The sequence below is a fragment of the Streptomyces sp. NBC_01334 genome (genome assembly GCF_035983595.1).
GTDB classification, from domain to species: Bacteria; Actinomycetota; Actinomycetes; order Streptomycetales; family Streptomycetaceae; genus Streptomyces; species Streptomyces coriariae.
Genome location: NZ_CP130719.1, coordinates 222727 through 247772 on the forward strand (window position 1 = coordinate 222727; position 25046 = coordinate 247772).

Sequence of the window (25046 nt, forward strand, 5' to 3'; positions counted from 1 at the left end):
CGTTGATCGGTCAAGGGCGTCAGCAGCGCCAGCAGTTGCACGCCGACCGCGAGCAGCGCCGCGAAGCCGTACGCCGGGGAGGCGTAGAGCGCGCATTGCGAGCACGAAGCTGCTGTCGTCGGCGTGGTGGCGGTTCTCCGACCTGGTCTGGGACGAGCAGTCCGCCCCCGAGCAGTGGCGGGCCGGATTCGCCGAGGCGCACAAGGCCTGGACACCAGCACGGCCGTCGCGGACGTCGTCGTCGGCCCGGTGGCAGCCGCGGACGCGGCCGAGGCACTGCAGGTGGCCATGTACGACTGGGAGATGGTCGGGATGGACGGGTCGCGGCGGCCCTGCTCGAGGGTTACGGCCGGCTCGATGTGTTCGACGAGCGCTTCAAGTAGGCGGCCAAAGCGAAACACGCTCCGGACCGTGCCTTTCAGCATGCCGCGCGGGCAGCCCTGGGAACGCAACACCCGTAAAAGGATCACACTCACGACGACGAGGCCTCCTGGTATCGCTGTCGCCGTCGTTAGCGTCCCAAATCCAGCGGTGCCAGAGGAGACCGCAGACGTTGGCCGCGTTGAGGGGCCGCCGGGCCATCCCGAGACCCCTGCGACTCCCGTCGAGGAGGACCCGGCGTCGCCGGTCGAGGAGACTCCGCCGGTAGCGGAGGAGCCTTCCCTGCCCGGCGAGGAGGCGCCTCCGCCTGTGCAGGAGACTCCGGCTCCGGAGGGATCCGCGGCACCTGCCGAGGAGCCTCCTGCGCCCGTGGAGACCGTCCCACCGGCGCGGGCCGACGACCAGGAGGAGGGCAACCTCCTCATCCTGGACTCGGCCCGGACGGTCGCGTCGGCAGCCTGAGCAAGTCGAAGGGCCCCGGACATCGCCCGGGTCCCTTTCCGTTCGATTAGCTCGGCGGCTCGTCCTGCGCTGGCTCTGACTGCCCACCTTGACGCGGCGGTTCAGGGCGGGCTGGAGGCGTCTCGCCCCTGGTCGTTCGGTTCCGAAAGCGCTCGATCCCTATACCGATACATGCGACGAGTGCCGCGGCCATGACGTTGCCACCCACGTCACGCAAGAGGAAGACCCACACGTCAGTCATCACGCACCCTTGATTCACTGGCCCTTAGCCAGTCCATTGGCGGTTTTTTTGACCCGCCGGGAGGGGGTAATGAACATGACATCCACGGCGGATTTTTTTTCCACCGATGGACAGGTGCGATCCGATGCGTGTGCCGCATCAACTTCAACGTAGCGCGGCGCGCGAGGGGTGGGAAGGGCACGCCCTCAAAACGGCGGCTCCTGGGTCGCCCACGGGTCGTCGGCAGCCGGACCGTGCGCGGCGGCCGCGGCACTTCTCTCAACGTCTGACACTGCGCCTAAGCTTGTCGTTTAACGTTCGGCTGCTTCGGCATCGGAGGCCATCGATGTCCGGAGGATGCGTAGCCATCGTTGGCAGACTTTATGGGTGACGGGTTCGAACAGCTCGGGGGTCGAGATTTCGACGAGGAACTGGGTCAGGAGGTCCTGGTGTCCTTCATCAACGTGCACCTGGTCCTCGAAGTGCACGGCCTGTGCCCAGTCGACGAGCTGGCCGGGGCTGGCGAGCCCAGTGGGGACCCTTTCCGCAGCAGCAATGGCGTGGCCACGACCGAACGTGACAGCCGATGCCGGTTCGCCGTGCCGGGCATTTCCTATGAGTCCAGAGAGCTCACCGTTCCACTGCACGAGGTCTTCAAGGGGCCGGCTTCCGTTCGCGTCCATGTTGCCCATCCTGCTTGACCGCATGGTCATCGGGCAGGGTCGGTCGCCGGTCAGCTCGGAACGGGCGTGACACGTCGGGGTTTGGTGCCGACCTTGTGGTGGGCGGGTCGGCTGAACGCTTCGCCGGTGGCGAGGACTCTGCCCACGTCGTGACGGATGGCGGGGTGGCGGTTCTTCGAGCCCGGTGGCCGGCCGGGCCCGGGCTGGAACGGTTTCGGTGCACCGGCTGGTGAGCCGGTCTTCGCGTGCAGGTTTCTGAACCCCCTGCGGACGTGGGCTGGTGTGAGTTTGTTCGGCTCGGCTGGTTTCTCCCACGGCCTTCGGAGTCGGTGGCCAGTGGACGGGCGAGCCGGAGCTGGGCATAGGCGGCGATCACGAGCCAGGTCCACCGGTCGGCCGCTTCCGAGCTGCGAAGTCGGGGCCTGGTCCAGCCGAGTGTCTGCTTGAACAGGCGAAACGTGTGCTCCAGGTCGAAGCGTCGGAGGCAGGACTGCCAGCAGCGGCCGACGTCCGCCTCGGTTGCTCCGGTGCCCGACCACCACAGCCAGACCGGCTTGTTGACCCCGCCGCTGGGCAGCTCCTCCACGATCAGCCGGATGACGGTGCCCTCGATGATGGGCAGTGGGCCGTCGTGGTCGAGCCATGCGGCCCGGCGGGTGAGCCGCGGGTGTAGCCGGTCCCACCCCTGCGCGGTCGCCTTCCCATAGAGCCGGGTGTCCGTGGTCGTCACGGCCTGTTCGGTGCCCCAGTGCTGGGGTCTCCGAAGACGAACTCGCCGCCGTGCTTGGGCGGTCGGCCGCCTTGGGGGTCGTAGAAGCGCGGCGGCGCTGGCCGGCGCATCACGCGATCGAAGCGTAGCCGACCGAGGATCTCGATGGGCAGGCCGTTCAGCAGGTGAGCGATGCGCGTGGCGTCGTATCCGGCGTCCAGCACGACCAGGACCTCCGGGTCGCCCGGCGTCCACTGGCCGGCGGCGACGAGCCGCTCGACGACCTCACGAATCTGGACGACGGTGACCGCGGCGACGTCGGCGCCGGGCCCCAGGCGGACCGCGTCCAGCACCGCCGTCCAGGACGTGCGGCCGGTCTCCAGGGCCACCACCACCGAGTACGGCCAGCCGGGCACCATCTGGTGTTTCCCCTCGCCACGGCCGAACGTGTGACAAAAGGCCCGGTCAGCACAGGAATTGGCGTCTAACCGCAGCCACGGCGAGACATCCCACGATGATCGGTGCGCGGGTTGTACAGCGCCCACCGGCCCTTACGGTGCGTGCGGTGCCTGCCTCCGCCGCCTATATGGCCCGGCGGGCCAGGCGGAACAGGACCCGGGCGTACACAAGAGTCGCCGCCGCAACGATCGTCGGGATGACCGAGAGCGCGAGTATGCCTACCAAGGGCCGGCTGTCTTCAGCGCGTGCGAAGAGTCCCCGGTCTTCGTGCATCAGGAACCGGTAGCCGAACCACGCCCACATCGCCAGCGACAGCAGCAACCACCCGAGCGACCACTTCTCGACCCGGTGCCCATCCTGACGCAACTGGTCTGCGTCTGCTGTCATTTCTCCCCCTCTATCACTGGCGATCAGTGGCCAGTTCATCACGGCACGTGCGGGCGGACTGCACGGGGCCCCTCGGCGCTATAGCCCGTCTCCGGGGCTGGCGTCCAGGGACAGGAAGGCCCGTGCCGCGTCCACACACCGGCATCAGGATCTTGGCGGCGGAGTGCCGGACCGGCGTGTGCTTGCGCGGGCTCCCGGGACCCTTCAGGTCTAGAGCCAGCTGGCCCCGTCGCCGCTCTGAGCGGACGGGCCGTCCCGGCCAGACTGCCTCTCTCCGCAGCCGCACCTGAACAGTCCCCCAGTTCAGTCGCTTCGGTCGCTGCGGGGGAGCCGGACCCATTCAATGTCGCCCTGGAGCGGCAACTGGTGGGATCGGGTACCGAGGCGGTTGGAGGTACAGCGGTGGTGCAATTCCTCGAGCAGCAGATCCGTTCTGCTGGCTTCATGTGGAGAAGGACTTGCTCTGTTCTGCGGATGCGCCGTTTCCGGAGTCTGGGGCTCGGTCGCTTCAGTCGCTTGGGTCGCTGCGTTCAGGGGGAGCGACTGAACAACCAGCGACCGAGCGGTTCTTCAGTCGCTGGCTGGCCGAGTCAGCAGAACTGCCAGGTCAGCGCGTTCTCCTTGGAGTGCAAGCGACTCAAGCGACCGGACAGTGCATATACGGGCTCCAGAGTGTGTGTGCGTGTGCGTTATATACAGAGAGCTTCAGTCGCTTCAGTCGCTGTTCGGGCTTTCTGCCCCGCCTGAGCTGGTCTTTTGCTGTTGCCGTCACGCAGCGACCGAACTGTGCTGGGTCGCTGTGCTGTTCGCTCGGTCGCTGTACGAGTGCTAGCCGGTCGCATCATCGACACAGGAGCACCGTTGTTCTGCATGTGCTCCACGACCCCGCCGTCCCCGTTCGCTAGGCTGTGTCTGTCATTGAGTCGCTTCGGTCGCTAGTGGGGGGTGCAGATGCCTGCTGAGCTGCAGTTTTCCCGCAGCGACTCTAGCGACCCAGTCATTCCCGCTTCTTCAGTCGCTCCGGCCCTTGGCACTGCACAGGCCTGCGCCAGCCGTGGCTGGCCCGTGCATCCCCTCGCCCCAGGCCGCAAGACGCCAGCCGCGAACTGCAGCGACTGCCGTGCCAACGCCCACACACCGACCGGTTGCCCCTGCCTCCGCGCAGGTCTCTGGTGTCACAGTTTTCACGCGGCCACCCTCAACCAGGACCGCATCCAGCAGTGGTGGGGACAGCACCCGGAGTCCGGCATCGGCGTCTCCTGCGGCCCGGCAGGCCTGGTCGTCATCGACATCGACGCTCACGGCACCCAGCCCCCTGCGCGTGACCGGATCCTGCCCGGCATCCCCATCGGCGACCAGGTCGACCTCGCCGGCCTCGCCAACGGCTTCCACACCCTCGCCGTCCTCGCAGCCCTCCGCGGCCAGCAGAGCCCCGCCGACGACACCACCACCCTGCGCGTGCGCACGCCCTCCGGGGGCCTCCACGTCTGGTACCGGGCAACCGGCAACCGCCAATGGAAATCCTCCGCCGGCTCCAGCCCCGGCCGCGCCCTGGCCTGGCAGGTAGACATCCGCGCCCACGGCAGCTACATCATCGCCCCCGGCACCACGACCATCCACGGTAGCTACGTCCCCCTCGGTGAGGCCCGCGAGCCTGCGGCCCTCCCTTTGTGGCTTGCTCAAGAACTCGACCGCACCGGACACTCGCCCGCGCCCGCCATTCCCGCCCCCAGGCCCGTCCCGCCCCGCGCCCAGCAAGCTGTCCTTGCCGCCGGCGGCCGCCGCGGCCATACCGAGCACACCCTCGCCGCGGTCCTGGCGCCGGTCGAAGCCTGCGGCCAAGTCGCTCAGGGCGCAGGCTTCTCCGACACCCTCAATCGGGCCGCCTACACCCTCGGCGGCCTCATCGCCGCTGGCCGCCTTCCCCAGCAGGAAGCCGAACAGGCACTCAAAGACACCGCCGCCACAGCACGCCCGGGCCAGGAACTTCGCATCGAGCAGATCATTTGCAGCGGCCTCTCAGCAGGCCTGAAGAAGCCCCTCCACGCCACAGGGAGGCGCCCATGACCTCCCCCGGCATCGAGCCGCTCTTCGAGTTCGACCCCGAAGCCGTCGCTGCCCAGATCCGCGCACAGAACTCTGCCGCGCCGGTGCCCGCCCAAGCCACCTCAGAGCGGCCGAGCGGCGAAGCGACCGCCAACGGGCTCCTCCCGGACACGCTGACCGACCGCGGCAACGCAAAGCTGTTCGTCAAGCTCTACGCCAACGACTACCGGCACGTCCCCAACATCGGCTGGTACCGATGGGACACCACCCGCTGGCAGATCGACGAAGACGAAACCGTCCTCTGGGCTGCCGGCGACCTCGCCGAGACCATCGCCAACCACGACCCCCGCGGCCTGTTCACCACTACCGCCCTGCACAAGCACCGCACCCGTGCCATGTCGACCTCCGGCATGAACGCCATGCTCGTCCAGGCCCGCTCAGCGCCCGGCATGGTCCTCAAAGCGGACCGCCTCGACGCCGACCCTTACGCCCTGTGCACGCCCCAGGGAGTCGTCGACCTGCGCACCGGGCTGCTCAGGGCCCCCGACCCGAACAAGGACTTCCACTCCCGCTCCACCACCGTCGGCCCGCAACAGACACCCATCCCGCGCTGGCTGCGCTTCCTGACCGACACCTTCGGCGACGACGCCGAAGGCCTGCAAATGATCGACTACCTGCAACTGCTGCTCGGATACTCGATCACCGGCGACGTCGGAGCCCAGATCCTCCCCTTCCTCTGGGGAACGGGAAAAAACGGCAAGTCCGTCCTCCTGGACGTCATGATGAAGCTGCTCGGTGACTACGCCGACGCGGCCCCTCCCGGCTTCCTGATGGCCAAGCCATTCGAAGGCCACCCCACCGACCTCGCCGAACTCCACGGCCGGCGGGTCTACGTCTGCTCGGAAATCAAACCCGGCGACAAGTTCGACGAAGCCCGGGTCAAACACCTCACCGGCGGCGACCGCATCAAAGCCCGCCGCATGCGCCAGGACCCCTTCAGCTTCGAACCCACCCACAAACTCTGGCTGCTGGGCAACCACCGTCCCGAAGTCGGCACCGGAGGCTTCGCCTTCTGGCGCCGCATGCGTCTGATCCCCTTCGAACGCGTCGTCCCCGACGACCGCAAGATCGACAACCTGGCCGACCTCCTCGTCATGGAGGAAGGCCCCGGCATCCTCGGCTGGCTCATCGACGGCGCCCGCCGCTACCTCGGCGGCGACCGCGACCTCACCGGCCCCGAACGCGTCCGGATCGCCACGACCGCCTACGCCGAAACCGAGGACCACACCGGCCGCTTCTACGAGGAAAGCTGCCGACTCGGCCCCGACCTGCGAGCCGAGCAGACGACGCTCTACGCCGCCTACACCACCTGGTGCAACAATGAAGGCGCACTGGTCATGTCCTCGCGCGCCTTCGCCTCCCGCACCAGAGAACTGGTCGGGCTGGCCTCACCCAAGGGCATGATCCTGTCCAACCAGCGCAAGTACTACCCGGGCATCGGACTGCTCACCGACGAAGAGAGGGAAGCCAGCGCATGAGTTCCCTGATCGATGCGGACGAGATCAGCCACGAAGTCGACCTCGTATGGCTGGAAGACGTCGACCAGCTCGACTACGTGCGCCAGAGCCTGGACCGGCTGCCCACCCGCAAGGGCAAGCCCGCCTACCACCGAGACGGCCGCATGATCGGCTACGCCATCCTCGGCCCCGACGCCAAAGCCTCCCGCGCCTCTGGCACATTCCGCCGCCGCGTCTTCTGGGTCCTGCCCCACGACCGCGACACCGAGCCCGACGGCCTCTACGCAAAGAGCGCCCCCGCCGAAGCCGTCGACCCGCGCACCCTCAAACCCCGCGTCAAGGGCTACAAGACCGAACGCTCCGAAGGCGGCCCGCCATCACTCGCCATGCAGGAACTCGGCATACAGCTCCCGCTGTAGCGCCCGGCCGGGACCGCTACGCCCTGCCCCAAGTCCTGACGCGGATCTCGCGCGGCAGCAGTTCGCGGGCCAGGCTGCTGCGGGTCATCGAGCGCAGGGCCGCCGTGCTCACTGCGTATGCGATGGGCTTCGGTGACGAGGTCCTCGCCACCGCCATCCTCGACCGACTCCTGCACCACTGCGACGTCATCTCAATGAGCGGTGTGCATCGTGAAGTCGCAGGTCACGGGTCTGGTGTGAATGGCGAGTTGGGTACTCGTGCCGGTCGGCGGCCGATGACCATGGCGTAGATCATCGGGCGGGTCCGGCTCCGGCAGGATGCCGGGTTCGGCTGCGCCCACGACCGGCCCCCGCCTACGATCCGTCAGCAGGTCGACACGCTGTGAGAGCGCGGGAGGGTGCGGGGATGCAGGAGCGGCAGTGGATCACGGCCCGCCGGAGCGAACTGGACGCTCTCGCCGAGGAGTTGGCCAAGCAGCTTCAGGAGGTCCAGGTCGAGCGGGATGAACTGGCGATCGCGGAGCGGGTGTTGAACCGCCTGGCCGAGCAGGCCCAGGCCGATGCCGGGGCTGTCGCTCCGGTGTCGGTGAAGGTGGCCGGGCGGGCGGTCCTGCTCATCCCGCACCGCAGCGACGCGGCCGACGAGAGCGCGCTGCCCGGCGACTACCGCAAGATCCTGGCGATCGTGCGGGAGGCCGACGGCCCGGTGCAGGTCAGGGCGGTCGGCGAGCGGCTGGGCCTGGACGCCTCGGTGCGCGGCAAGCTGGAGCCTCTGCGGGCAAAGATGACCAAGCTCGCCGACCGCGGCTGGCTGCACAAACGCCCTGACGGGCAGTTCACCGCACGCCCATAACTGTGCGGGGCGGGGGCGTAACTGACGGCTCTTCGACGGCAGTTGAGTTTGGTGTGAAGAAAAACAACAGTTCCGTCGAGGGCCCTGACGGCCTCGTCTACACTGCCCGCCTGCCGCTGTCGAGTGCCACTCTGAACTGGCTCGCCGACCTGATACGCGGCCACCTCAAGAAGATCGGCTCCAGGTGGCGCGCCCTGCCCGCAGGGAAGATCGCCACCATCGTGCTGGCAGTGCTGCGCTGTGACCAGCGGCCCGGCGACCTGGCCGGCGGCAACGGAGTACACCGCACCACCGTTACCCGGTGGGTCCGCGAGGTCATCGGCTTGCTCGCCGCCCGCGCCCCACGCCTGGACCGGGCCCTGAAGAAGATCGTCCGAATGGGTGGCGGCATGGTACTGCTGGACGGATCGGTGGTCCGCACCCGGCGCAGAACCGGGAAGGAGAACCGGAAGAACTACTCCGGCAAGAACAAGTGCCACGGCCTGCTCGTGATCGCCCTCACCGAGGACCGGGGCCGGCTGCTGTGGATCTCGGCGGCCCGCCCAGGGCGCACCTCGGAGATCACCGCCTGCCGGCACGACCAGCTCACCCGGAAACTGCGGGAAGTCGGGCTCGGCGCCATCGCCGACCTGGGATTCGTCGGCCTCGACGACGGCGGCCCCGACGCCGAACCGGCGGTGATCACCGGCTACAAGGCCGCCCGGAACCGGCCCCTGACGCGAGGCCAGAAGCTGTCCAACACGGCACTGGCGGCCGTCCGGGCACCCGTCGAGCACGGCTTTGCCCACCTCAAGAACTGGCGCGTCCTCGGCAAGGTGCGCACCGACCCCTCCTGGGCGACCTCCCTGGTCAGGGCCTTGCTGGTCCTCACGAACCGCGAAGTCGCCCGATGACCGACGATCTTCACCAAAGTCACCTGCCAGCGACCAGCACGAGCATCCCGATGCCCCCGCACACCAGCCCTGTGACCAGCAACTTCAGCTTGCGCACCTCCCAATCAAGGGCAACAGCTACCGCCTCAAGAACCGCCTCCAGGCTATCGACCGGAAAACCGACGTAGCTCGAGCGGTTGACCGTCTCGCCGAAGTTTGGCTGCTGCCTGAGCCGTCAAGCGGCTTCAGGCTGTCACTGGAGCACGGAGGCCGCATCGTCGCTCTGGGCCTGGTAGACGGTCACAATCGAGGCGACAGCGTCGACTTCGATCGGTCCGGTGATCCTCAACCAGACCAGTTCGGGCAGGTCATCGGAGCGGTCGAGTCGGTCGACGGCCTCGGCAGGCCAGGGCGACGGCAGCTTCGGCAGGTGGATCAGGGAGATCCCGTCGATGAAGATGGGGGCCAGTTCGGGTTCCCATGGGCGGACCGAGTAGAGATTGGACAGCGAGATCACTACGTCGGGTTTCCGCGGCCCCTCGCGCAGCCACACGTCCAGCGTGTTCTCCTTGCGGTCCTCGTTGGACTCGTTCAACGAGATGCGCTCGATGAAGTAGCTAATGCAGGATTCCAGCCGCCGTGCCGCATTCAGGCATCGGTTCTTGAAGGCGTCGGGTGCCCCGTGTTCGTCGACCACGGCACGAGACTACGGTGAGTGGAATGGTCCGCAGGAGCACTCTTCAGACACCTGACCGATGAACTCACCACCTGCGGGCAGCCCAGGCCGAACTGTGCGATGCCAACGCCGGTCACACTTCGTTGAGACGCGTCAGTGGTGCACACAAGTCCGTACGCACTGGAGCACACAGATCAGTACGCGGACACGATGACCATGCGATCAAGCAGGATGGGCAATATTGGCGCGAACGGAAGCCAGCCCCTTGAAGACCTCGTGCAGTGGAACGGTGAGCTCTCCAAACTCATCAGAGAAGCCCGGCACGGCGAACCGACATCGGCTGTCACCTTTCGTCGTGGCCACGCAGTGGCTGCCGCGGAAAAAGCCACCCCTTGGTCTCGTCTCGACCTCCGAGCTGTTCGAACCCGTCACTCGTGAACTCTGCCAACGACGGCTACGCATCCTGGCTTCGTTCACTTCAAGCAGCAGCGTTTGTCCATCCGTTTGGGTGGCGGTGGGCAGTCGGCAGGGCCGTGGATGCTCCACGAGAAATGACGTCAGTTCCCGTGCTTGAGCCCGCAGAGCGAAGTAGCGAGGGTTGTGGCTCGTTGGAGGGGATGTGAGAGAAGAGAGGACGTGCCTGGGCAGGTGGGGTGATCGGTCCGCGAGTCTTGATCGCTACCGAGCCTGCTGATTAGCTGGCCTGCATGACTGAGTTAGGACCCGTCGCCTGGCCACCTGCCCCGATCAAGAGTGAGAGGCTCGTGCTTCGTGAGCCCGAGGCCCGCGACCGTGCGGCGGTCATCGAGTTGTTCACCTCGCCCGAGGTGGGCACCTATATCGGCGGCCCCAGACAACGCGACGAGTTCGAGCGTGCGGTGCCCGAGACACCCAAGCGACGCCCTGGCCTCTTCGTGGTCGATCTCGACGGGGCGATGATCGGGATCGTCACGCTTGAGCGGCGCGACCCGGAGCATCCGGTTCACGTCCGTCTCGGGGCCTCGGAGGTCGAACTCGGCTACATGTTTCTGCCGCAGGCGTGGGGACACGGGTATGCCGCGGAGGCGTGCGCGGCGGCACTCGACTGGTGCGCCGGAGCGCTGCCCGGCGAGGCGGTGGTGCTCACCACCCAGACCGCCAACGAACGCTCGATGCGCCTCGCGGCGAAGCTGGGGTTCACCGAGGTGCAACGGTATGAGGATTGGGGCGCCGAGCAGTGGTTCGGCATGTGGTCCCCGGTCGCGTTGTCCGGCTGAGGTCGTGTTCGGCAGTGTCCGCACTCATCGCGATGAAGCCGGGTCGGCGCGAGGAGGTCAAGCGGGGTTCAAAGATGGGGTGGGACGGCGCGCCGCCCAGCTTCTCGTCGGCGGCCTCGACCAGCTTGTTCACTAGCCCTTCATGGCGGCCTCGGTGCCCAGGGCGATCAGCATGTGCGACTTGCCGGTGCCGGAGTCTCCGATCAGGCAGAGCGGCTGCCCCTTCTTGATCCACTCGCAGCTGGCAAGTGTGTTGATGGTGGCCGCGTCGATGTTGGGGTTGGCGTCGAAGTCGAAGGTCCGCAGCGACTTCTCCCGCGGGAAGCCCGCTGCCTTGATCCGCCGTTCTGAAAGGCGGCGGGCCCGGTCGTCGCACTCGGCCATCAGCAGCTCGGCGAGGAAGCCGCGATAGGTCAGCTGGTCCTTCGCCGCCCGGGCGGCGATGTCGGCGAGCTCCTTGCGGATCGACGGCAGCCGCAGCAGACGGCAGGCGGTGTCGATGGCGGTGGTGGCGGCCTGCTCGGTCAAGCCTCGCTGGCGTGGCAGGGTCACTGGGCTTCGTCCTCTCGGTGGGCGCCGCCGTCGGCGCGACGGCGGCGGAGCAGCTGGTCATAGGGGGTCACCGAGGGCAGCGGCCTGGTGACCGGCGGAAGGTGGGCCGGCTTCCACTCGTGCAGAGCCGAGATCCTTGCCCACGCCTCCGACATCGGCCGGAGCCAAGCCGCCAAAGCTGTTGGCTGAGCGGCGCGGTCGGCGCTGGCAGTGGGACCGGGCACCTGCATGACCGACGCAGTGTGGGACTGAAACACCCCGGACCTTGCCCACAGAAGAGCGGGACTGCCTACACATCGCTGGGACCGGACACGAGTGTGTCGGCGGGATGCGGTAGAAGCCAGATGTCGGCAGCTTGCTGGCTTGGGTTAAGGAAGTAGGGTAAATAATCGGGTTAAGTCCTGCTAGTGTTCAGGTGGAGGAGGTGTGTATGGCAACCAGTGAGGAAGAGTTGTTCGCGTCGGTGGACGCGCTGCTTGAGGAGGAGCCGCAGCTTCCGCCCCCTGCGGAGCGTGCGCGGCTGCGTGAGGCCGCGGGCATCACTCAGGCCCGCCTGGCGGTCGCGATGAAGACGTCGACGCAGAGCATCAAGAACTGGGAGAACGGCCGGAGCGAGCCGAAGGAGCCGCGTCTGTCGGCGTACCGGCGGCTGCTGGACGGCTGGGCGGCGAAGCATTCCGCGCCGGGCGCCGCTCCCGCCCCCGCACCCGCCCCGGCTGCCGATCCCCACTCAGAGACGGTTCCCAAGACGTCCACCAGCCCGACCGCACCGGCGGCGCCCGCGACGCAGTCCGTCGCGCAGGTGGATGTGTCCGCTATGCCGGTCGCGCCGGAGAGTCCGGCCGCCCGCCCTGCAACATCGTCGCGTCGCCCGGCGAAGAAGACCGCCGGACCCGGCCTGGACCCGCGGTTCCCGCACGGTCCGCTCGCAGTGCTGGACGGTGACGGCTCCGCCTACGGAGTCGACGGGATCGTGCTGGACTGTCCCGTGCGCACGGTCCCGGAGTTGGTGGAGTGGACGCTGAAAGAGTCCGGCCTCGGTGCCGCGAAACTGCACCGCAACGGCAAGGACTCCGACCCGCTGATCGTCCTCACCGCCGCGGCCGCCGTGAAGCTCGGACTGCCCGAGCGCCTGGAGGGCCACGAGCAGCGCCGCTCCCTGCGCCTGCCCGCCGACCACCCCATCATCAAGCAGGTGGCGAAGGCGAAGTGGCAGCTCACCCAGCGCGGGTTCGGCCCCTGGGCGCGGATCTACCGCAAGGCCCAGGGCCGCGAGCGGCAGTGCGTGCAGCTGGCGGTGCTGTCCTGGGATGCCCTCGATGAGCGGTCCTGGCCCGGCGTTGCGGACATGGAGCCAGCCGACATCGCCCGCGTCCTGGGCGTCTACGCGACCCGGGTGATCACCCCGCGCGGCTCCACGGCTGTCTCCGGGCTCGAGCTGATGACGGCGCTGCGCCCGCCCACGAGGGCGGTGCAGGACCGTGCGACAGGGAACTGGGTGTCCGGCCACAATCCCGGCAGTCTCGGGACGGAGCCCATGGACCCGGCCCCGCCGGAGGCCACCGCCGAGCACCCGGTCGTTGTGAACTCCGGCTGGACGGGGGGCTTCCTGAACGAGGAGGCCTACCAGTGGGTGCGCGACGTCGACCTGCTCAGCGATGAGGAGTGCACGCTGCCGTACGCGGTCGGCCTGGACCTCAACACCGCGTTCCTCGCCGCCGCGGCCCGCCTGGTCGTCGGCCTGTCCGCCCCCGACCACTTCCACGCCCCCGCCTTCAACCCGAAGATCCCCGGCTCCTGGCTGGTCGACCTCTCCCACATCGAGCTCGACCCGCGCCTGCCCTCACCGTTCACCCCAGACGGCACCCGGCCGACAGGGCCGGCCTGGTACCAGACGCACACCGTCGCCTACGCCCAGGAGCTCGGCTGCAACGTCCACCCCCTCGAGGCGTACTTGCGTCGGGAGAGCGGCGCGTACCTGGACCCGTGGCACGACCGCCTGAAGACCGCGTACGTCGACACCCTCGCCGACCTCGGCGTCACCAAAGACTTGGACGACCATCAGTTCCTCGCGGCGATGGAGCGGCACAAGCAGACCGACCCGGCCATGGCCGCCGTCCTGGCCGCCATCAAGGCGACGGTGAAGGGCGGCGTCGGCAAGCTGCGCGAGCGTCCGCAGGGCAAGTCCTACAAGCAGGGGGAGCGGTGGCCGGCGCTGGAACGCCCGACCTGGCGCCCCGACATCCGCGCCGCCGTCATCTCCAAGGCGCGGGTCAACATGCACCGCAAGCTCACCAACATGGCCAGGATGACGGGCCTGTTCCCGCTCGCGGTGCTGTCCGACTGCGTCGTCTACCCCAGCCCGGGGGAGAGCCCGCTCGACTTCCTGCCCTATGCGGCCTCGGGCAAGCCGCAGCCCGGCGGGTTCCGCCTCGGGCCCACGCCGGGCCTGGCGAAGCTGGAGGGCGTCCAGACGATGCTGTGGGCGGTCGACCTGATGGAGCAGGGCCTCAACCCGGCCCGTCACATCAAGGGCGGCGACGCCGTCCTGGACGAAGGAGAGTAGCGCCGTGGCGGGAGAGATCGGAGACGCCATCGAGCGCGCCGACCGCGAGGCGTTCACCCAGGAGCCGCCCAGGACGCTGAAGGGCCGGATCGGCTTCCTGATCCGGCAGTTGGGCAGTGCGAAGGCCGTGGCGGCGGAGATCGGTGTCACCGCCGACTCCGTCAACCGCTACCGACGCGGCGCCCGCAAGCACCCACCACCCGAGATCGCGGCGAAGGTCGACGAGGCGGTGCGCCAGCGCTGGCAGCCCCGGGTCCGCAAGCGCCGCCGCCGGCAGGCCGCCACCGCCACCGGCGTCACGGTCGAGACGAGGGCCCGCTTCGGCTACACCGCACCCGTCGGCACGACCGACGACGGCCGCTTCCGCCGCCTCACCGTCCACCTCCCCCCGCCCTACGCACAGCGCCTCTTCGACGCCCGCGACCAAGGCGCCGGCGACCAGGAAATGCGCGCGATCATCGCCGAAGGCTTCAAGGACATCTACTTCCAGGACGGCGGAGTGCGCGCCAGTAGCCTCAGCGACGTCGAGATCAACGACATCGACTACCTCGACCTGGACTACTGAGGCCGCCGACGGAAAGCGATCTGACCATCCCCGCTTGAGCCAAAGCGCGATAGTTGCCACATAGGCAGGCCTGTCGTCACCTTCGAGGTTGGGGGCCGGGCTCGGGGGTGTCGGGCGACTCCATGGTGGTGGGTCGGCTTCCGCCGCAGCAGGCCACCACTACTGTCGCCGTGGAGTTCAGGAAGATCGTGAACCAGGATGACCTGTCTACCGCGTCGATGGATCCGGTACGAAGCGGCTCTTCCCCGGCTCGAAGAAGGATGTCGACACTTTCGGCCAGGCCATCGATCGTGTGGCCACGCTTCAAGGAGTGGCGCATTCGGCCCCGGAAGACGCCCGCGTGCCGGTTGGCCGGGACCAGGCCGTCCCAGACGACGAAGTCAGCCCGGGCAATCAAGGCGTTACGTGCAGGCCCGCATGCCGGAGTCTGTTCGCGGAGCATGGCGATGAGGTCGTCGCGCGTCACAATGCGACCCGGTGACAGGAAGACCGGCGATCGGCTGTGTGTGACAACTCCAGTGCCTCTCTGGTGACAATCCGGCTGCTCCGGCCTGGTTCCTTCGCACCCTATTCGGTGCGGTCGGTGACAGCTGCCGAGCCTCGGCACACCGCTTCCGCGGCTTCTCGTCGCGCGTACCGTGGCGGGAGGACCTGCCAGGAGGTGCCGATGAGCGCGCAGCCCGAACAAGCCCCCGCCCCGCCGGCCCCGGCCGCCGCCGCCCAGCTGCTCGCACAGCTGCGCGCCGACCGCCGCGCCGAAATGTGGGTGCCGGCCTTCGAGCGGGACTGGGCCAAGGCCCTGGAGGACTCCCGCCACAGCTACAGCCTCACCCCGCTGCACGACGTCGTGCGCACCTGGCAACTGCGCGTCGCTGCGGCCCCGGCCGTCGATGCCTACATGGACTCCGGCCGGGACGAGTCAGGCTTCGTGGACCTGGACGACGTCCTCGGCGCCCGCCGGTGACCGATCGCCGTGGACGGTGCGCCTGTCCCCGCAGACCGCGAAGGTGCTCACCGAGCTTCCCGCGCCCGCCAAGGAGATGGTCCGCGACGTCCTGGACATCGCCGTGCGTTCCCCGTGGGGCTGGCCCCAGTGGAATGCTGGCGACCCGGAAGGCGAGGACGTCAGCGCCGCCTCCATCGGACAGCTGTCCGTCGTCTACGTGATCAACCGGCTGACCCGGAGCCTGTCCGTCCTGGATGTCGTCTGGATCGGGTAGCCGCCCGTGAGCACGCCCCGACCGACCCCGGCGATGCTGCGGGCGGTCGGCCTGACGGAACAGGGCCTCAACCCCACCCGCCGCATGCCGGTGCGCCGGACGTGGACCGAGCATCCTTGACTGCGGGCTACTCAGGACGATCTAGGTACTCGCGCCCAAGCGGAGCGCGGGACCCGCTGCCTAGCATCCGGCCATGAGTTCCGTTGAGCAGACAGCCGGGTCGAGCGAACAGCTGACGGTGCGGCAGCAGGAGCGGGGTGCGACATCGTTTGTGCTGGGCGCTGCCGCTGTCGCGATGATGATGTGCCCGTTTCTGCCTGCCTGGGTCCCGAACGGGGTCCGCTTCTTTCCCGTGTACTTCATCGTGCCCGCGGGGATCGGCGCGGTCGTCTGCGGCCTTGTCGCGCTGCGCAGGGCGCGGGGCCAGGAGGAGGCGGCGCCCTCCTGGGCGCGGGTGGGAGTCGCACTCGGCGGGACGGCGGTTGTGCTGTCGCTGGCCGTGATCGTCTGGGCGATCTGGGCGCTGAACCAGGCCTACCAGTAGAGGCCGAGTACGCAGCCCGGGAATGGGTGGGCTGTACCTACGGCAGGCCGGGGCCGCAGGCATTGTCCTGCCGTGTCCTGCCAACGGTCTGTGACGTTGCCCTGATTATGGACGGCTACGAACACCTTGACCTCGATGAGATCGACTTCGCGCCCATGGAGCACGGCACCGAACGGCTGCGCCTGCTGACCCTGGACGAGGCGTACGAGCTGATCAGGGTGCTGCGCACAGCCGCCGAGGAAGGCGGGGCGGCCGCGCAGGACGCGGACCGCCTGGCGCGCGAGATCGGCGCACGCATCCCGTCGAAGAGCTGACGGGATGCCGGTCGCGGCCGGCACAGATTTTGACCCCTGGGCGCGGTAGCCGTCCCACTTTGGCTCCGCGGCCCAGCCGGGCGGCAGGGCGGGGTCGACGGTCAGGGCGATCAGCATGGGCTGGGCCAGCATCGTCGCGGTGACGGGCGCGGTCGTGCCCGTCAGTGCGTAGTACGCCCGCGCGGCCGAGAGGTTCTCGTCCCACCCGGTCTCCGCGGCATTCACACCATGCCCAGCTCGTCCAGGTGCGCCGCCCGCTTCGTCGCCATTCCCTGGCCTGCAGGGCCCGTCGCTGGCTCTGGGGCGGTGCTGGTGGGCGGCTGTTCGGAGACTGGGAACAGACGGTGGGGCGTGGGCGGTATTAGGCGTCCGTTTCAGCACCGATCTCGTGCCGTTGTTGAGCTGGCATGCGGGATGCAGGAGGGGATGGGAGCGGCAGGCGCAGTGCGCAGGCAACGCTGAGGAGGGCTACTGCGGCCACGCCGAGGGTGATGATTGCGGGACTGGTGTGGCTGAGGAGGGCGCCGGCTCCTGCCGCGCCGCCGACTGAGCCGAAGTTGTAGCCGGAGTTGATCCACGAGTTGGCTTCGGTCTGGCGGTGGGAGAGGAGCTGGTCCACGAGCAGGTAGGCGATGACGAACAGGGGGGTCATGGCCAGGCCTGCTGCGGGGACGGCAATCCATCGCAGAGGTGTGTGGATGGATGCGCCGACGACGGCGGCGGTGGCCGTCAGGACGATTCCTGCGATGACGTAGTGGTGGCGCAGGGGGGAGGTCCAGGTGCGTTTGCCGTAGAGGTAGCCGCCGATGACCCCGCCCAGGGAGAAACCGGCCAGTAGGTAGCCGGCGGAGGAGATGTGGCCCGCGTCGGCTTCAGCGGCGGGCAGGAGCACTCCGAGGCTGCCGCCTACCAGACCGAGTGCTGCGATAGGGGCCACGATTCCCAGGCCTGCTGTTGTGCGGATGAGGGAGGTGGTTCGCTGCGAACGCCCGGTTGCCGGATGGGCGTCGGCGGTGGTGGTGGGCGAGGACGCGGGGTCGGGGCGTCCCAGGTGCAGCAGCACGAGGGACAGCAGGGGGATGACGCCGCCGAGCATGATGCACGCGCGGGCAGGCACGACGGAGAGGGCAGCCGTGATCAGGATGGGGGAGAAGAGGAAGGTGATCTCCTCCACGATGGAGTCCAGGGCGTGGACCTGCTGAAGATCCTGCTTGTCGGGCAGTAGGCGTGACCACCGGGTGCGCAGGGTCGCGTTGATGGGTGGCATCACGGGGCCGGCCGCGGTGAGAAGGGCGATGGGCAGCCAGGGTGTTGCCTGGCCGACGCTGAGTGCGGCGGCGGTGATGAGGAGTGCGTAGGCCAGCGCGCCTGCGGTGAGGGTACGCGGGCCGTACCGGTCGAACATGCGGCCGCGCCAGGGGCCCAGCAAGGACATGGACAGCATGAAGCCGGCTGTGGCGAGGCCGGAGTAGGTGAATCCGTAGGGGTCGGCGAACGCTACGACCGTGCTGAACGGAATGATCCCGCAGCCCAGCCGGACGGACACACCGGCCAGGAGGTTGGCAGGGATCCGCGGGGTGCGGACGATCGCGATATAGCCGCGGGAAGAGGACGTCACGCCGTCACCACCTCTTCGTCATGCCGCGTTTCCCAGCCTTGGGCGAGGACGGCACGGGTGGTCTCGGCGTCCACGTCTGCACCGCCCCAGATCGCAGCTGTTCTCAAAGCGTGCGCGAGCGTAGCTGGCTCAGAGACGGCAGCGATCTGGACGCCTTCGATGGTCAACCGCCGCTGCTTGTCGACGCGCACGGCGATCCGTCCGGCGATGCGCCCCGCCGCCAGGACCGGCATGCCGAAATATCCGCACTGGCGCTTGACGGCGGGCTTGTACGCCTCCAGCAGGTAGTCGACGTCGAAGAGCTGCCGCATCCGGGGCCGGTGCCACAACAGGGAGTCGAAAGGCGAGAGAGGGAGGGGCGTGTTCTCCATCTCGGCGCTGGGCGCATCCAGGGCCGGTGCCCAGGCCCAGGCCTGCTCGCGCCAGCCGTCCACCTCCACGGGTACACAGGACGGGGACGCGGTCAGCGCGGTGTGCACCGACTTCGCCGCAAGGCGGAAGTAGTCGGCGACGTCGCTGGTGGTGGCGACGCCTTGCGCCTTGAGGGCACGTTCGCTCAAGTACTGCAGGCTGTTGTGTTCATCTGGTTCGTCCTCGAGCAAGGTGGCGGGCAGTGCCGCGGAGGCTGGCTCGTAGACACGCTTCCAGCCTCGTCGACGCACGCACACGATTTCGCCCGTTGCCAAGAGCCATTCCGCAGCCCACTTGTGTGGGGAGCTGCGGTCCCACCCAGTGCCTTGGGCGCCACCCAGGTCGCTGATGGTCGCAGCGCCCAGGTCCTCGACGCGCTTTCGTACATCTGCGCATGCGGCGGGGTCGACGGCGGGTCCGTTCCAGCCGTGTTCGGCCAGTCGCCGGCGCCGGAAGGCGAAGTGGGGCCAGAGGCTGAGCGGTACGAGACTGGCCGCATGGGCCCAGTATTCGAAGTAGTCCGGTGGCCGATGGTGGTCGACGAAGGCAGCGGCGTCGTTGAATTCGGCACCCCGCGCCAGGAGGACGAGTTCGTGGGAGCGGCGCACGACATTGATGGAATCGATCTGGATGCAGCCAAGACGATCGAGGATCTGCTGCGCGGTGGTGGCGCGAGCATGAGCGCCGCGGTCCAGGCCCTGGGCTGTGATGCCCAGTTCGCGGACGCGGGCGGGGGAGAGTCGGACGGTCACATGCCACCTTCGGTCGAAACCGCATCTTGGGCCGCATCCGGAGCCGGGGTGCTCTCGCCGGGCGACATCCACCGGCAACGGCCACACTCTCGCCCACCGGAACAGCATGGTGAAAGCGGAGGCCTCTCGATTCCACTTCGTTCCGCTGATCTGGTACGGGTTCTCGCGTGCCTCGCACCGCCAGTCCCGGAAGTCATCCAGGTCCTGTCGGGTAGCCGCCCGCCACTCGACACCCCGTGACGACAGGAACTCCAAGAGGATTCGCAAATCCGTCGCGTAGTTCCGCTTGGTCTCACGCTCCAGACGCCGAAAGGGGCTTGACCGGACAAAGTCCAGCAGACCGGCGTCGACCCTTCCTTCCGGCCGTACAAACACTGGATCTCCGGGCCGCAGCCCGATCGTTGCCACCGCTTTCGGTAGGTCTCCGGCGCCGAGGATTCCGTCCGCCGGCAGGGGCCCCCACCGGTCCGGATCAGGTACCGAACTACGTGCCACGTGCTCAACCTCAACCTCCCCTGATGCTTGAACACGCTCAAGCATCAGGGAAGCTGTGAAGTCGAGGCGACCCTCGCGGAAGACGACGAGCTCGGCATCGAGCACCAGGTCCTCGGTCACCTCGGCGGCCGCCGAGGCGATCTCTGGAAATGAGGGTGTTCTGTATCGGGTGACTTGTTGTTGCTTGAGCCATTGACGGGCCGCGGCACGATCCTTGGTTGACCTTCACCTTGGGGGAGGCCACAGCATCAGTGGGGCCGGGTGATGCGCTCGGCATGAGGAGGAGCGAGCATGGGGTTGCTGACCATCGGGGCGTTTGCGAAGGCGTCCCGGCTGTCGCCGAAGGCGCTGCGTCTTTACGACGAGCTCGGCCTGCTGACCCCTGCACGCGTCGACCCGGTGACCGGATACCGCCTCTACGCACCGGACCAGTTGGACCAAGCCCGCCTGGTCGCCTGGCTCCGGCGCTTGGGCATGCCGCTGGCCCGCATTCAGCATGTCTGCGGGCTGGATGCGGGCCCGGCGGGCCAAGAGGTCCGCGCGTTCTGGGCCCAGGTCGAGGCTGACACTGCCGCACGGCGGGACCTGGCCACCTTCCTCATCGACCACCTGTCACGGAAGGACCCCGCCATGTCCCCGACCGCCAAGTCCCTCGGAATCCGTTACGCCGCTCTGTCCGACAAGGGTCTCGTCCGCGAGAGCAACCAGGACACCGCGTACGCGGGATCCCGGCTCCTCGCTGTCGCCGACGGCTGCGGAAGCCAAGGAGCCCCTGCCAGCGCAGCCGCCATTGACGCGCGAAACCGACAGCATCCCAGCCGGCAACCTCCTCAACGTCCTCGAAGACGTCATCGAACAGGCTAAGCAGGCCGTGCACGACGTCGCCGGGACGGGGTCTGCATCCGAAGGCACCGGCACGACTCTCACCGCGATGCTCTGGACCGGATCACAGCTGGCCCTCGTCCACATCGGCGACTCCCGCGTCTACCTACTGCGCGGCGGAGAGCTGTTCCAGATCACCCACGACCACACCATGGTCCAGTCGATGGTCGACGAAGGACGCCTCAGCCCGGAAGAAGCCGCCTCCCACCCCCAACGGTCGCTCTTGGTGCGGGCCCTGGGCCCAGGAGCCGACGCCAACCCCGACATGCGCCTCCACGACGCCCAGGGGGAAGACCGATATCTGCTGTGCTCCGACGGCCTGTCGACTGTCGTGCCGACCCAAGAGATCCACCGAGTACTCTCCGAGATCAGTGAGCCCGAGCAGGCCGTCCGCGAACTCATCGCCCTCGCCAACGCCTCCGGCGGCCCCGATAACGTCAGCTGCGTAGTCGCCGACCTCATGGAGCTCCAGCAGTAGGAGCGAGCGGCATGCACTTCGACTTGCACCAGATCCGCTCTCAGGAACTCATCCGCGAAGCTGACGAGTACCGACTCGCCCGACAAGCGAGGTCAAGCTGGCTCCCCAGACCAGGGCAACCAGAACATTGCGACCTGCCCCCCCGGCGCCTGCTGTCTTGGCTCCGCGGCTGAACATCACGCTGTCTGTGGTGAGCGGGACGCCGCCCACCACCTGTCCCACTCAATCTCAGCAGCGCAGGTCATCTCTTTGGCCTGTTGCCATCTCTACCACTTCCACCTCCCTGGTGGCCTGCACGTCTTCACAGCGGGTGACAGCTGCAGCAACAGAAGAAAGTTGAGAGAGAAACGGCGTCATGTCGGCGCCGCGCGGCGGGAGCGCAGCAGGACGCGGCCGTCTGCGTAGCGGGCGAGCTGGGCGCGGTAGCCGTCCCACTTCGGCTCTGCGGCCCAGCCGGGCGGCAGGGCGGGGTCGGAGGTCGGGGCGGTCAGCATCGGCTGGGGCAGGTGCCACGTCACCGGAGATCTCTTCCACCAGGGGCTGCGGCGTTCGGGTGTACTCCGGGACGGTCCGGCACGCGGTGCCGGGCGTGCTGAGCAGTCAGGCGCGGGTGCTGGTGAATCGGGCGGTCGGTCCCCAGCCTTTCTGCACGGTGCCATGCACCACTGGCAGAGAGGGCTGCCGCCGTGGCCGTACTTGTGTGTCTTGCGCTGGCATGCGGCGCAGGGGCCGACCTGGCTGCCCAGGCAGACGAACGGCCTACGTGTGGAACAACGACCACGACAGGGCCACCCCTGCGCAACGACCACGGCCGCTTCATCGACGACCAGTCCTGGGGCCACCGCCGCGGCGGCCACCCGACCCCTTGCGGGTGAATCACCCCGATTGTCGGCCGCGGAACATAAGGGGGCTTCGCTTCGCCCTTCAGCGGGTGGTGGCTGATCCCGTCGCAGATGACGGCGCTGGGCCTGTTCGTGGCGCTCGCCGACCGGCTGCGGAGGCCGGGTGACGGCCCAACTGGCCCGGAGCGGGCGAAGTGTTCCTCGAGGGCGGTCTGGCGTCGCAGTAGGACCAGGGAATTGTTCCGGCCAGGGACGCAGGCGTCCATGGACCCACGTCGAGCGACGCTTGTGCAGGGCGAAAGAGCGACGCCCCCTGCCGCGGTGGCCCTGTCCGATGAACGCTGCTCTTCCGGTTTGCGGGCGGTCCCCAGCTGCACCGTGTCCATTTTGAGCAAGATCATCCGGCGTATTGTTCAGCCTTGATCGCATTTACCCCGCCGCACAGTCGATCTGCGCGATTCCCCCGACCGATGGCCCCTCGAAGCGGCCTATCTGAGCCTGGAGGCGGCTACCCCCGGGCACCCGGCCCCGGACACCCCGACCGCTGTCCTCGACCGTCTGCCCGCGGACGAGGCACTGAACAGCCACGACCGCATCCTGCTCCGCGGCGACGCCGGCTCCGGCAAGACGACGCTGGTGCAGTGGCTGGCTGTCGCTACCGCCCGCGACGGGGACCGCGTCCCTTACGTCCTCCCCCTGCGCACCCTGGTCCGTACCGGCTCCCTGCCGTCCCCCGCTGAGTTCCTGACCGCGCTGGGCTGCCCCCTGAGCCCCCCCGGACGGCTGGGCGGAGCGAGTCCTGGCCGACGGCCGGGGACTGCTCCTCGTCGACGGCCTCGACGAGATCCAGACCGCAGACCGTCACCGCACCCGCGACTGGCTCCTTGCCCTCATCCACTCCTACCCCGGCAACCGCTGGCTGCTGACCTCCCGCCCTACCGCCGTACGCCCCGACTGGCTGAGCAGCGAAGACTTCCGCGAGCTGGTTCTCGCCCCGATGCAGCGCCTTGAGGTCACCACCTTCGTCCGGCGCTGGCACCGAGCGGCCCAGGCGCGCGAGTACGAGGGGCAGCTCCTGGACGCTCTGCGCAGCAAACGCGACCTCGCGCGCATCGCGACCAACCCTCTCATGTGCGGTCTGATCTGCGCGCTTCACCGCGAGCGCCGCGGTTACCTCCCCACCGGCCGCAAGGAGGTGTACGACGCAGCCCTCTCGATGCTGCTCGCCCGCCGTGACCGGGAGCGGGGCATGGCCGCAGTGGACGGCGGGGAACTCGGCGAGGAAGCCCAGCTGGAGATCCTTCAGCGGTTGGCCTACGCCATGGTCCTCAGCGGCCGCGCCGAGATGAGCGTCGGCACGGCTGAAGGGATCGTCGAGCGGTGCCTTCCCGTACTCGCCACCACGTCGGGCCGGCTCGACGCATCGACGCTGCTCCGCACCCTGCTCCTGCGCAGCGGCCTACTGCGCCAGCCCGCCGAAGGCGTGGTCGACTTCGTGCACCGCACTTTTCAGGACTATCTGGGCGCCCGCTACGCGATCGAGGAGGGACATCTCGATGTCCTCGTCGGCCATGCGGACGACGCCCAGTGGGAGGACGTCGTTCGCATGGCCGTGGGGCACGCCCGGCCCCGCGAACGAGGCCTGCTGCTACGGCAGTTGCTGGCACGCGACGTACCACGGCTGACCCTGCTGGCGCTGGCCTGCCTGGAGCACGCGGCAGCGCTGGATCCGACGGTACGCCTGGAAGTGGAGGAGCGTGCGGCCGCACTGATCCCGCCGCGAACGACGCGGGAGGCACTCGCCCTGGCCGGAGCCGGACCGTTGGTTCTGGAATTGCTGCCAGGACCCGAGGGACTGACCGCACTCGAAGCCCGCTGCGTCACGGTCACCGCCTCCGTCCTGGGCACAGCCGAACCCGTCGGCGCCATCGGTGTACTGCGCCGCTACCGTGACCATCCGGCGCTGGCCGTACGGCGTCAGCTCGCCGGCTCCTGGAGCCGCTTCGACGCGGGGGAGTATGCCACCGAGGTGCTCGACCACTTGACCCGGGACCGACTGTTCGTGGTCTGCGAGTCGGCCGAGCAGCGGGCCGCGCTCCGGCTGATGCGTCCGTGGCGGAGCGTGGCGTTCCGTGGCTCCCTCGCCCTGCACGAGATGGCCGACGCCGTCGTCGAGCCTGCGGCGGTCAACACCCTTTCTCTGGAGCGAAATGCGGCTCTGACAAGTCTGGAGAAGCTGTCGGCGTTCCCATCCCTGGTCGGACTGTGGATCGTGGAGTGCCCCGCGGTGCACGGCCTGGAGCCGCTGTCGGAACTGACAGTCACCGACCTCGCAGTGTTCACCCCGATCGCCGACCTCACCGGACTGGACGGACTGCACTCGCTCGATCATCTGTCGATCGGCCAGCGGCTCAACGGCGCCGCCCTTCCGGACGCACTGCCCACCGAGGCCCGGCTGGAGTACCTCTACCTGGGGCACAACAGCACGTCCGCCACGGGACTGCGCGGACTGTCGCAGTGGCCTGGGCTCGAAGCGCTCTGCCTCAGCTCCTTGAGTACGGCGCTGACCGCGGCCGACTGGCGTGAGATCGCCGAACATCCGGCGCTCACCAGCCTCTCCTTGTATGGACCGCTCCCCTTTCCTGAGTATCTGGTGCCGGAATTGCCCGGTATCGAGGACCTTCGAGTCCCGGCGAGCTACGGCGACCACGTTCTCCAGACGCTCGCCGCCCGGATGCCCCGGCTGCGTAGGGTCCTGATCAGATCGGACGGAATGCATCTGGACCCTGACGACCTCGCACGCCATGCCGAGCTGTTTCCAGGCGCGCAGATTAAGTACGACCGCGGCTGAACCCCGGCCATGCGGA

Annotated in this window: 21 protein-coding genes and 8 pseudogenes; 18 read left to right on the forward strand and 11 right to left on the reverse strand. The window is 68.4% G+C overall.

Annotated elements, in window-relative coordinates:
* Positions 1-1374: 1374 nt before the first annotated feature.
* The 3 genes and pseudogenes from OG736_RS45545 to OG736_RS45555 form a co-directional block, all read right to left on the reverse strand.
* The gene (locus OG736_RS45545) at positions 1375-1746 is read right to left on the reverse strand and encodes a hypothetical protein (protein ID WP_327188067.1); all 372 of its coding nucleotides are present in this window, start codon (positions 1744-1746) and stop codon (positions 1375-1377) included.
* Between the two features lie 50 nt (positions 1747-1796).
* Positions 1797-2964: pseudogene (locus OG736_RS45550) on the reverse strand (NF041680 family putative transposase); the annotation flags it as partial.
* A gap of 73 nt (positions 2965-3037) precedes the next feature.
* Positions 3038-3301: a hypothetical protein gene (locus OG736_RS45555; RefSeq protein ID WP_327188068.1), complete on the reverse strand. Its 264-nt coding sequence runs from the start codon at positions 3299-3301 to the stop codon at positions 3038-3040.
* Positions 3302-4252: 951 nt separating this feature from the next.
* On the opposite strand from OG736_RS45555, the gene OG736_RS45560 reads away from it, so the two are divergent.
* From OG736_RS45560 to OG736_RS45570, 3 genes are read left to right on the forward strand one after another with little or no spacing between them, the layout of a single operon-like run.
* Positions 4253-5368, forward strand: coding sequence for a bifunctional DNA primase/polymerase (locus tag OG736_RS45560; protein WP_327188069.1), 1116 nt, complete (start codon positions 4253-4255; stop codon positions 5366-5368).
* Entirely contained in the window at positions 5365-6885 is a 1521-nt protein-coding gene (locus OG736_RS45565) for a DNA primase family protein (RefSeq protein WP_327188070.1), read from the forward strand. Before OG736_RS45560 ends, OG736_RS45565 begins: the two co-directional genes overlap by 4 nt.
* The gene (locus OG736_RS45570; RefSeq protein WP_327188071.1) at positions 6882-7283 is read left to right on the forward strand and encodes a DUF6009 family protein; all 402 of its coding nucleotides are present in this window, start codon (positions 6882-6884) and stop codon (positions 7281-7283) included. Before OG736_RS45565 ends, OG736_RS45570 begins: the two co-directional genes overlap by 4 nt.
* 37 nt (positions 7284-7320) lie before the next feature.
* Here OG736_RS45570 and OG736_RS45575 read toward each other — a convergent pair.
* Positions 7321-7404, reverse strand: a pseudogene (locus OG736_RS45575) (short-chain dehydrogenase); the annotation flags it as partial.
* A 7-nt stretch (positions 7405-7411) separates the two neighbouring features.
* On the opposite strand from OG736_RS45575, the pseudogene OG736_RS45580 reads away from it, so the two are divergent.
* From OG736_RS45580 to OG736_RS45590, 3 genes and pseudogenes are all read left to right on the forward strand, one after another.
* A pseudogene (locus OG736_RS45580) lies at positions 7412-7573 on the forward strand (ATP-binding protein); the annotation flags it as partial.
* Positions 7574-7689: 116 nt separating this feature from the next.
* On the forward strand, positions 7690-8136 hold the full coding sequence (locus tag OG736_RS45585) for a hypothetical protein (protein ID WP_327188072.1): 447 nt from the start codon (positions 7690-7692) through the stop codon (positions 8134-8136).
* Positions 8137-8189: 53 nt separating this feature from the next.
* Entirely contained in the window at positions 8190-9029 is an 840-nt protein-coding gene (locus tag OG736_RS45590) for a transposase family protein (RefSeq protein ID WP_327188073.1), read from the forward strand.
* A gap of 232 nt (positions 9030-9261) precedes the next feature.
* Here the strand turns inward: OG736_RS45590 and OG736_RS45595 are convergent, their stop codons facing one another.
* Positions 9262-9705 (reverse strand): hypothetical protein, encoded by a 444-nt coding sequence (locus OG736_RS45595; RefSeq protein WP_327188074.1) that lies wholly within the window; start codon positions 9703-9705, stop codon positions 9262-9264.
* A 686-nt stretch (positions 9706-10391) separates the two neighbouring features.
* Here OG736_RS45595 and OG736_RS45600 point away from each other — a divergent pair.
* Positions 10392-10940: a GNAT family N-acetyltransferase gene (locus OG736_RS45600; RefSeq protein WP_327188075.1), complete on the forward strand. Its 549-nt coding sequence runs from the start codon at positions 10392-10394 to the stop codon at positions 10938-10940.
* A gap of 100 nt (positions 10941-11040) precedes the next feature.
* Here the strand turns inward: OG736_RS45600 and OG736_RS45605 are convergent.
* Positions 11041-11492 (reverse strand): annotated as a pseudogene (locus OG736_RS45605) (ATP-binding protein); the annotation flags it as partial.
* Positions 11489-11647 (reverse strand): hypothetical protein, encoded by a 159-nt coding sequence (locus OG736_RS45610; RefSeq protein ID WP_327188076.1) that lies wholly within the window; start codon positions 11645-11647, stop codon positions 11489-11491. The pseudogene OG736_RS45605 and the gene OG736_RS45610, both read right to left, overlap by 4 nt.
* 275 nt (positions 11648-11922) lie before the next feature.
* On the opposite strand from OG736_RS45610, the gene tap reads away from it, so the two are divergent.
* From tap to OG736_RS45640, 6 genes are all read left to right on the forward strand, one after another.
* On the forward strand, positions 11923-14058 hold the full coding sequence (tap, locus tag OG736_RS45615; protein ID WP_327188077.1) for a telomere-associated protein Tap: 2136 nt from the start codon (positions 11923-11925) through the stop codon (positions 14056-14058).
* A 4-nt stretch (positions 14059-14062) separates the two neighbouring features.
* Complete coding sequence (gene tpg, locus OG736_RS45620; protein ID WP_327188078.1) at positions 14063-14623, forward strand: telomere-protecting terminal protein Tpg; 561 nt, start codon at positions 14063-14065, stop codon at positions 14621-14623.
* A 667-nt stretch (positions 14624-15290) separates the two neighbouring features.
* Positions 15291-15587, forward strand: a complete 297-nt coding sequence (locus OG736_RS45625; protein ID WP_327188079.1) for a DUF6247 family protein — start codon at positions 15291-15293, stop codon at positions 15585-15587.
* Between the two features lie 16 nt (positions 15588-15603).
* Entirely contained in the window at positions 15604-15843 is a 240-nt protein-coding gene (locus tag OG736_RS45630; RefSeq protein ID WP_327188080.1) for a hypothetical protein, read from the forward strand.
* Between the two features lie 193 nt (positions 15844-16036).
* Positions 16037-16387, forward strand: coding sequence for a hypothetical protein (locus OG736_RS45635; protein ID WP_327188081.1), 351 nt, complete (start codon positions 16037-16039; stop codon positions 16385-16387).
* 107 nt (positions 16388-16494) lie between these two features.
* Positions 16495-16701 (forward strand): DUF6417 family protein, encoded by a 207-nt coding sequence (locus OG736_RS45640; RefSeq protein ID WP_327188082.1) that lies wholly within the window; start codon positions 16495-16497, stop codon positions 16699-16701.
* A gap of 361 nt (positions 16702-17062) precedes the next feature.
* Here OG736_RS45640 and OG736_RS45645 read toward each other — a convergent pair whose 3' ends face one another.
* The 3 genes and pseudogenes from OG736_RS45645 to OG736_RS47455 all read right to left on the reverse strand — a co-directional run.
* On the reverse strand, positions 17063-18319 hold the full coding sequence (locus OG736_RS45645; RefSeq protein WP_327188083.1) for an MFS transporter: 1257 nt from the start codon (positions 18317-18319) through the stop codon (positions 17063-17065).
* On the reverse strand, positions 18316-19482 hold the full coding sequence (locus OG736_RS45650; protein ID WP_327188084.1) for a DNA glycosylase AlkZ-like family protein: 1167 nt from the start codon (positions 19480-19482) through the stop codon (positions 18316-18318). The genes OG736_RS45645 and OG736_RS45650 overlap by 4 nt, the downstream gene beginning before the upstream one ends.
* Before the next feature lie 102 nt (positions 19483-19584).
* Positions 19585-20022: pseudogene (locus OG736_RS47455) on the reverse strand (site-specific integrase); the annotation flags it as partial.
* On the opposite strand from OG736_RS47455, the gene OG736_RS45655 reads away from it, so the two are divergent.
* Entirely contained in the window at positions 20005-20130 is a 126-nt protein-coding gene (locus tag OG736_RS45655; RefSeq protein WP_327188085.1) for a hypothetical protein, read from the forward strand. The pseudogene OG736_RS47455 and the gene OG736_RS45655 sit on opposite strands and share 18 nt — an antisense overlap.
* A gap of 138 nt (positions 20131-20268) precedes the next feature.
* Positions 20269-21337, forward strand: a pseudogene (locus OG736_RS45660) (MerR family transcriptional regulator).
* A 353-nt stretch (positions 21338-21690) separates the two neighbouring features.
* Here the strand turns inward: OG736_RS45660 and OG736_RS45665 are convergent.
* A complete protein-coding gene (locus OG736_RS45665) occupies positions 21691-21855 on the reverse strand; it encodes a DNA ligase-like domain-containing protein (RefSeq protein WP_327188086.1) in 165 nt (54 codons plus the stop codon).
* A gap of 960 nt (positions 21856-22815) precedes the next feature.
* Here OG736_RS45665 and OG736_RS45670 point away from each other — a divergent pair.
* From OG736_RS45670 to OG736_RS45680, 3 genes and pseudogenes are all read left to right on the forward strand, one after another.
* Positions 22816-22893, forward strand: a pseudogene (locus OG736_RS45670) (hypothetical protein); the annotation flags it as partial.
* 103 nt (positions 22894-22996) lie between these two features.
* Positions 22997-23164 (forward strand): annotated as a pseudogene (locus tag OG736_RS45675) (NACHT domain-containing protein); the annotation flags it as partial.
* 12 nt (positions 23165-23176) lie between these two features.
* On the forward strand, positions 23177-25030 hold the full coding sequence (locus OG736_RS45680; protein WP_327188087.1) for an NACHT domain-containing protein: 1854 nt from the start codon (positions 23177-23179) through the stop codon (positions 25028-25030).
* Positions 25031-25046 lie beyond the last annotated feature (16 nt).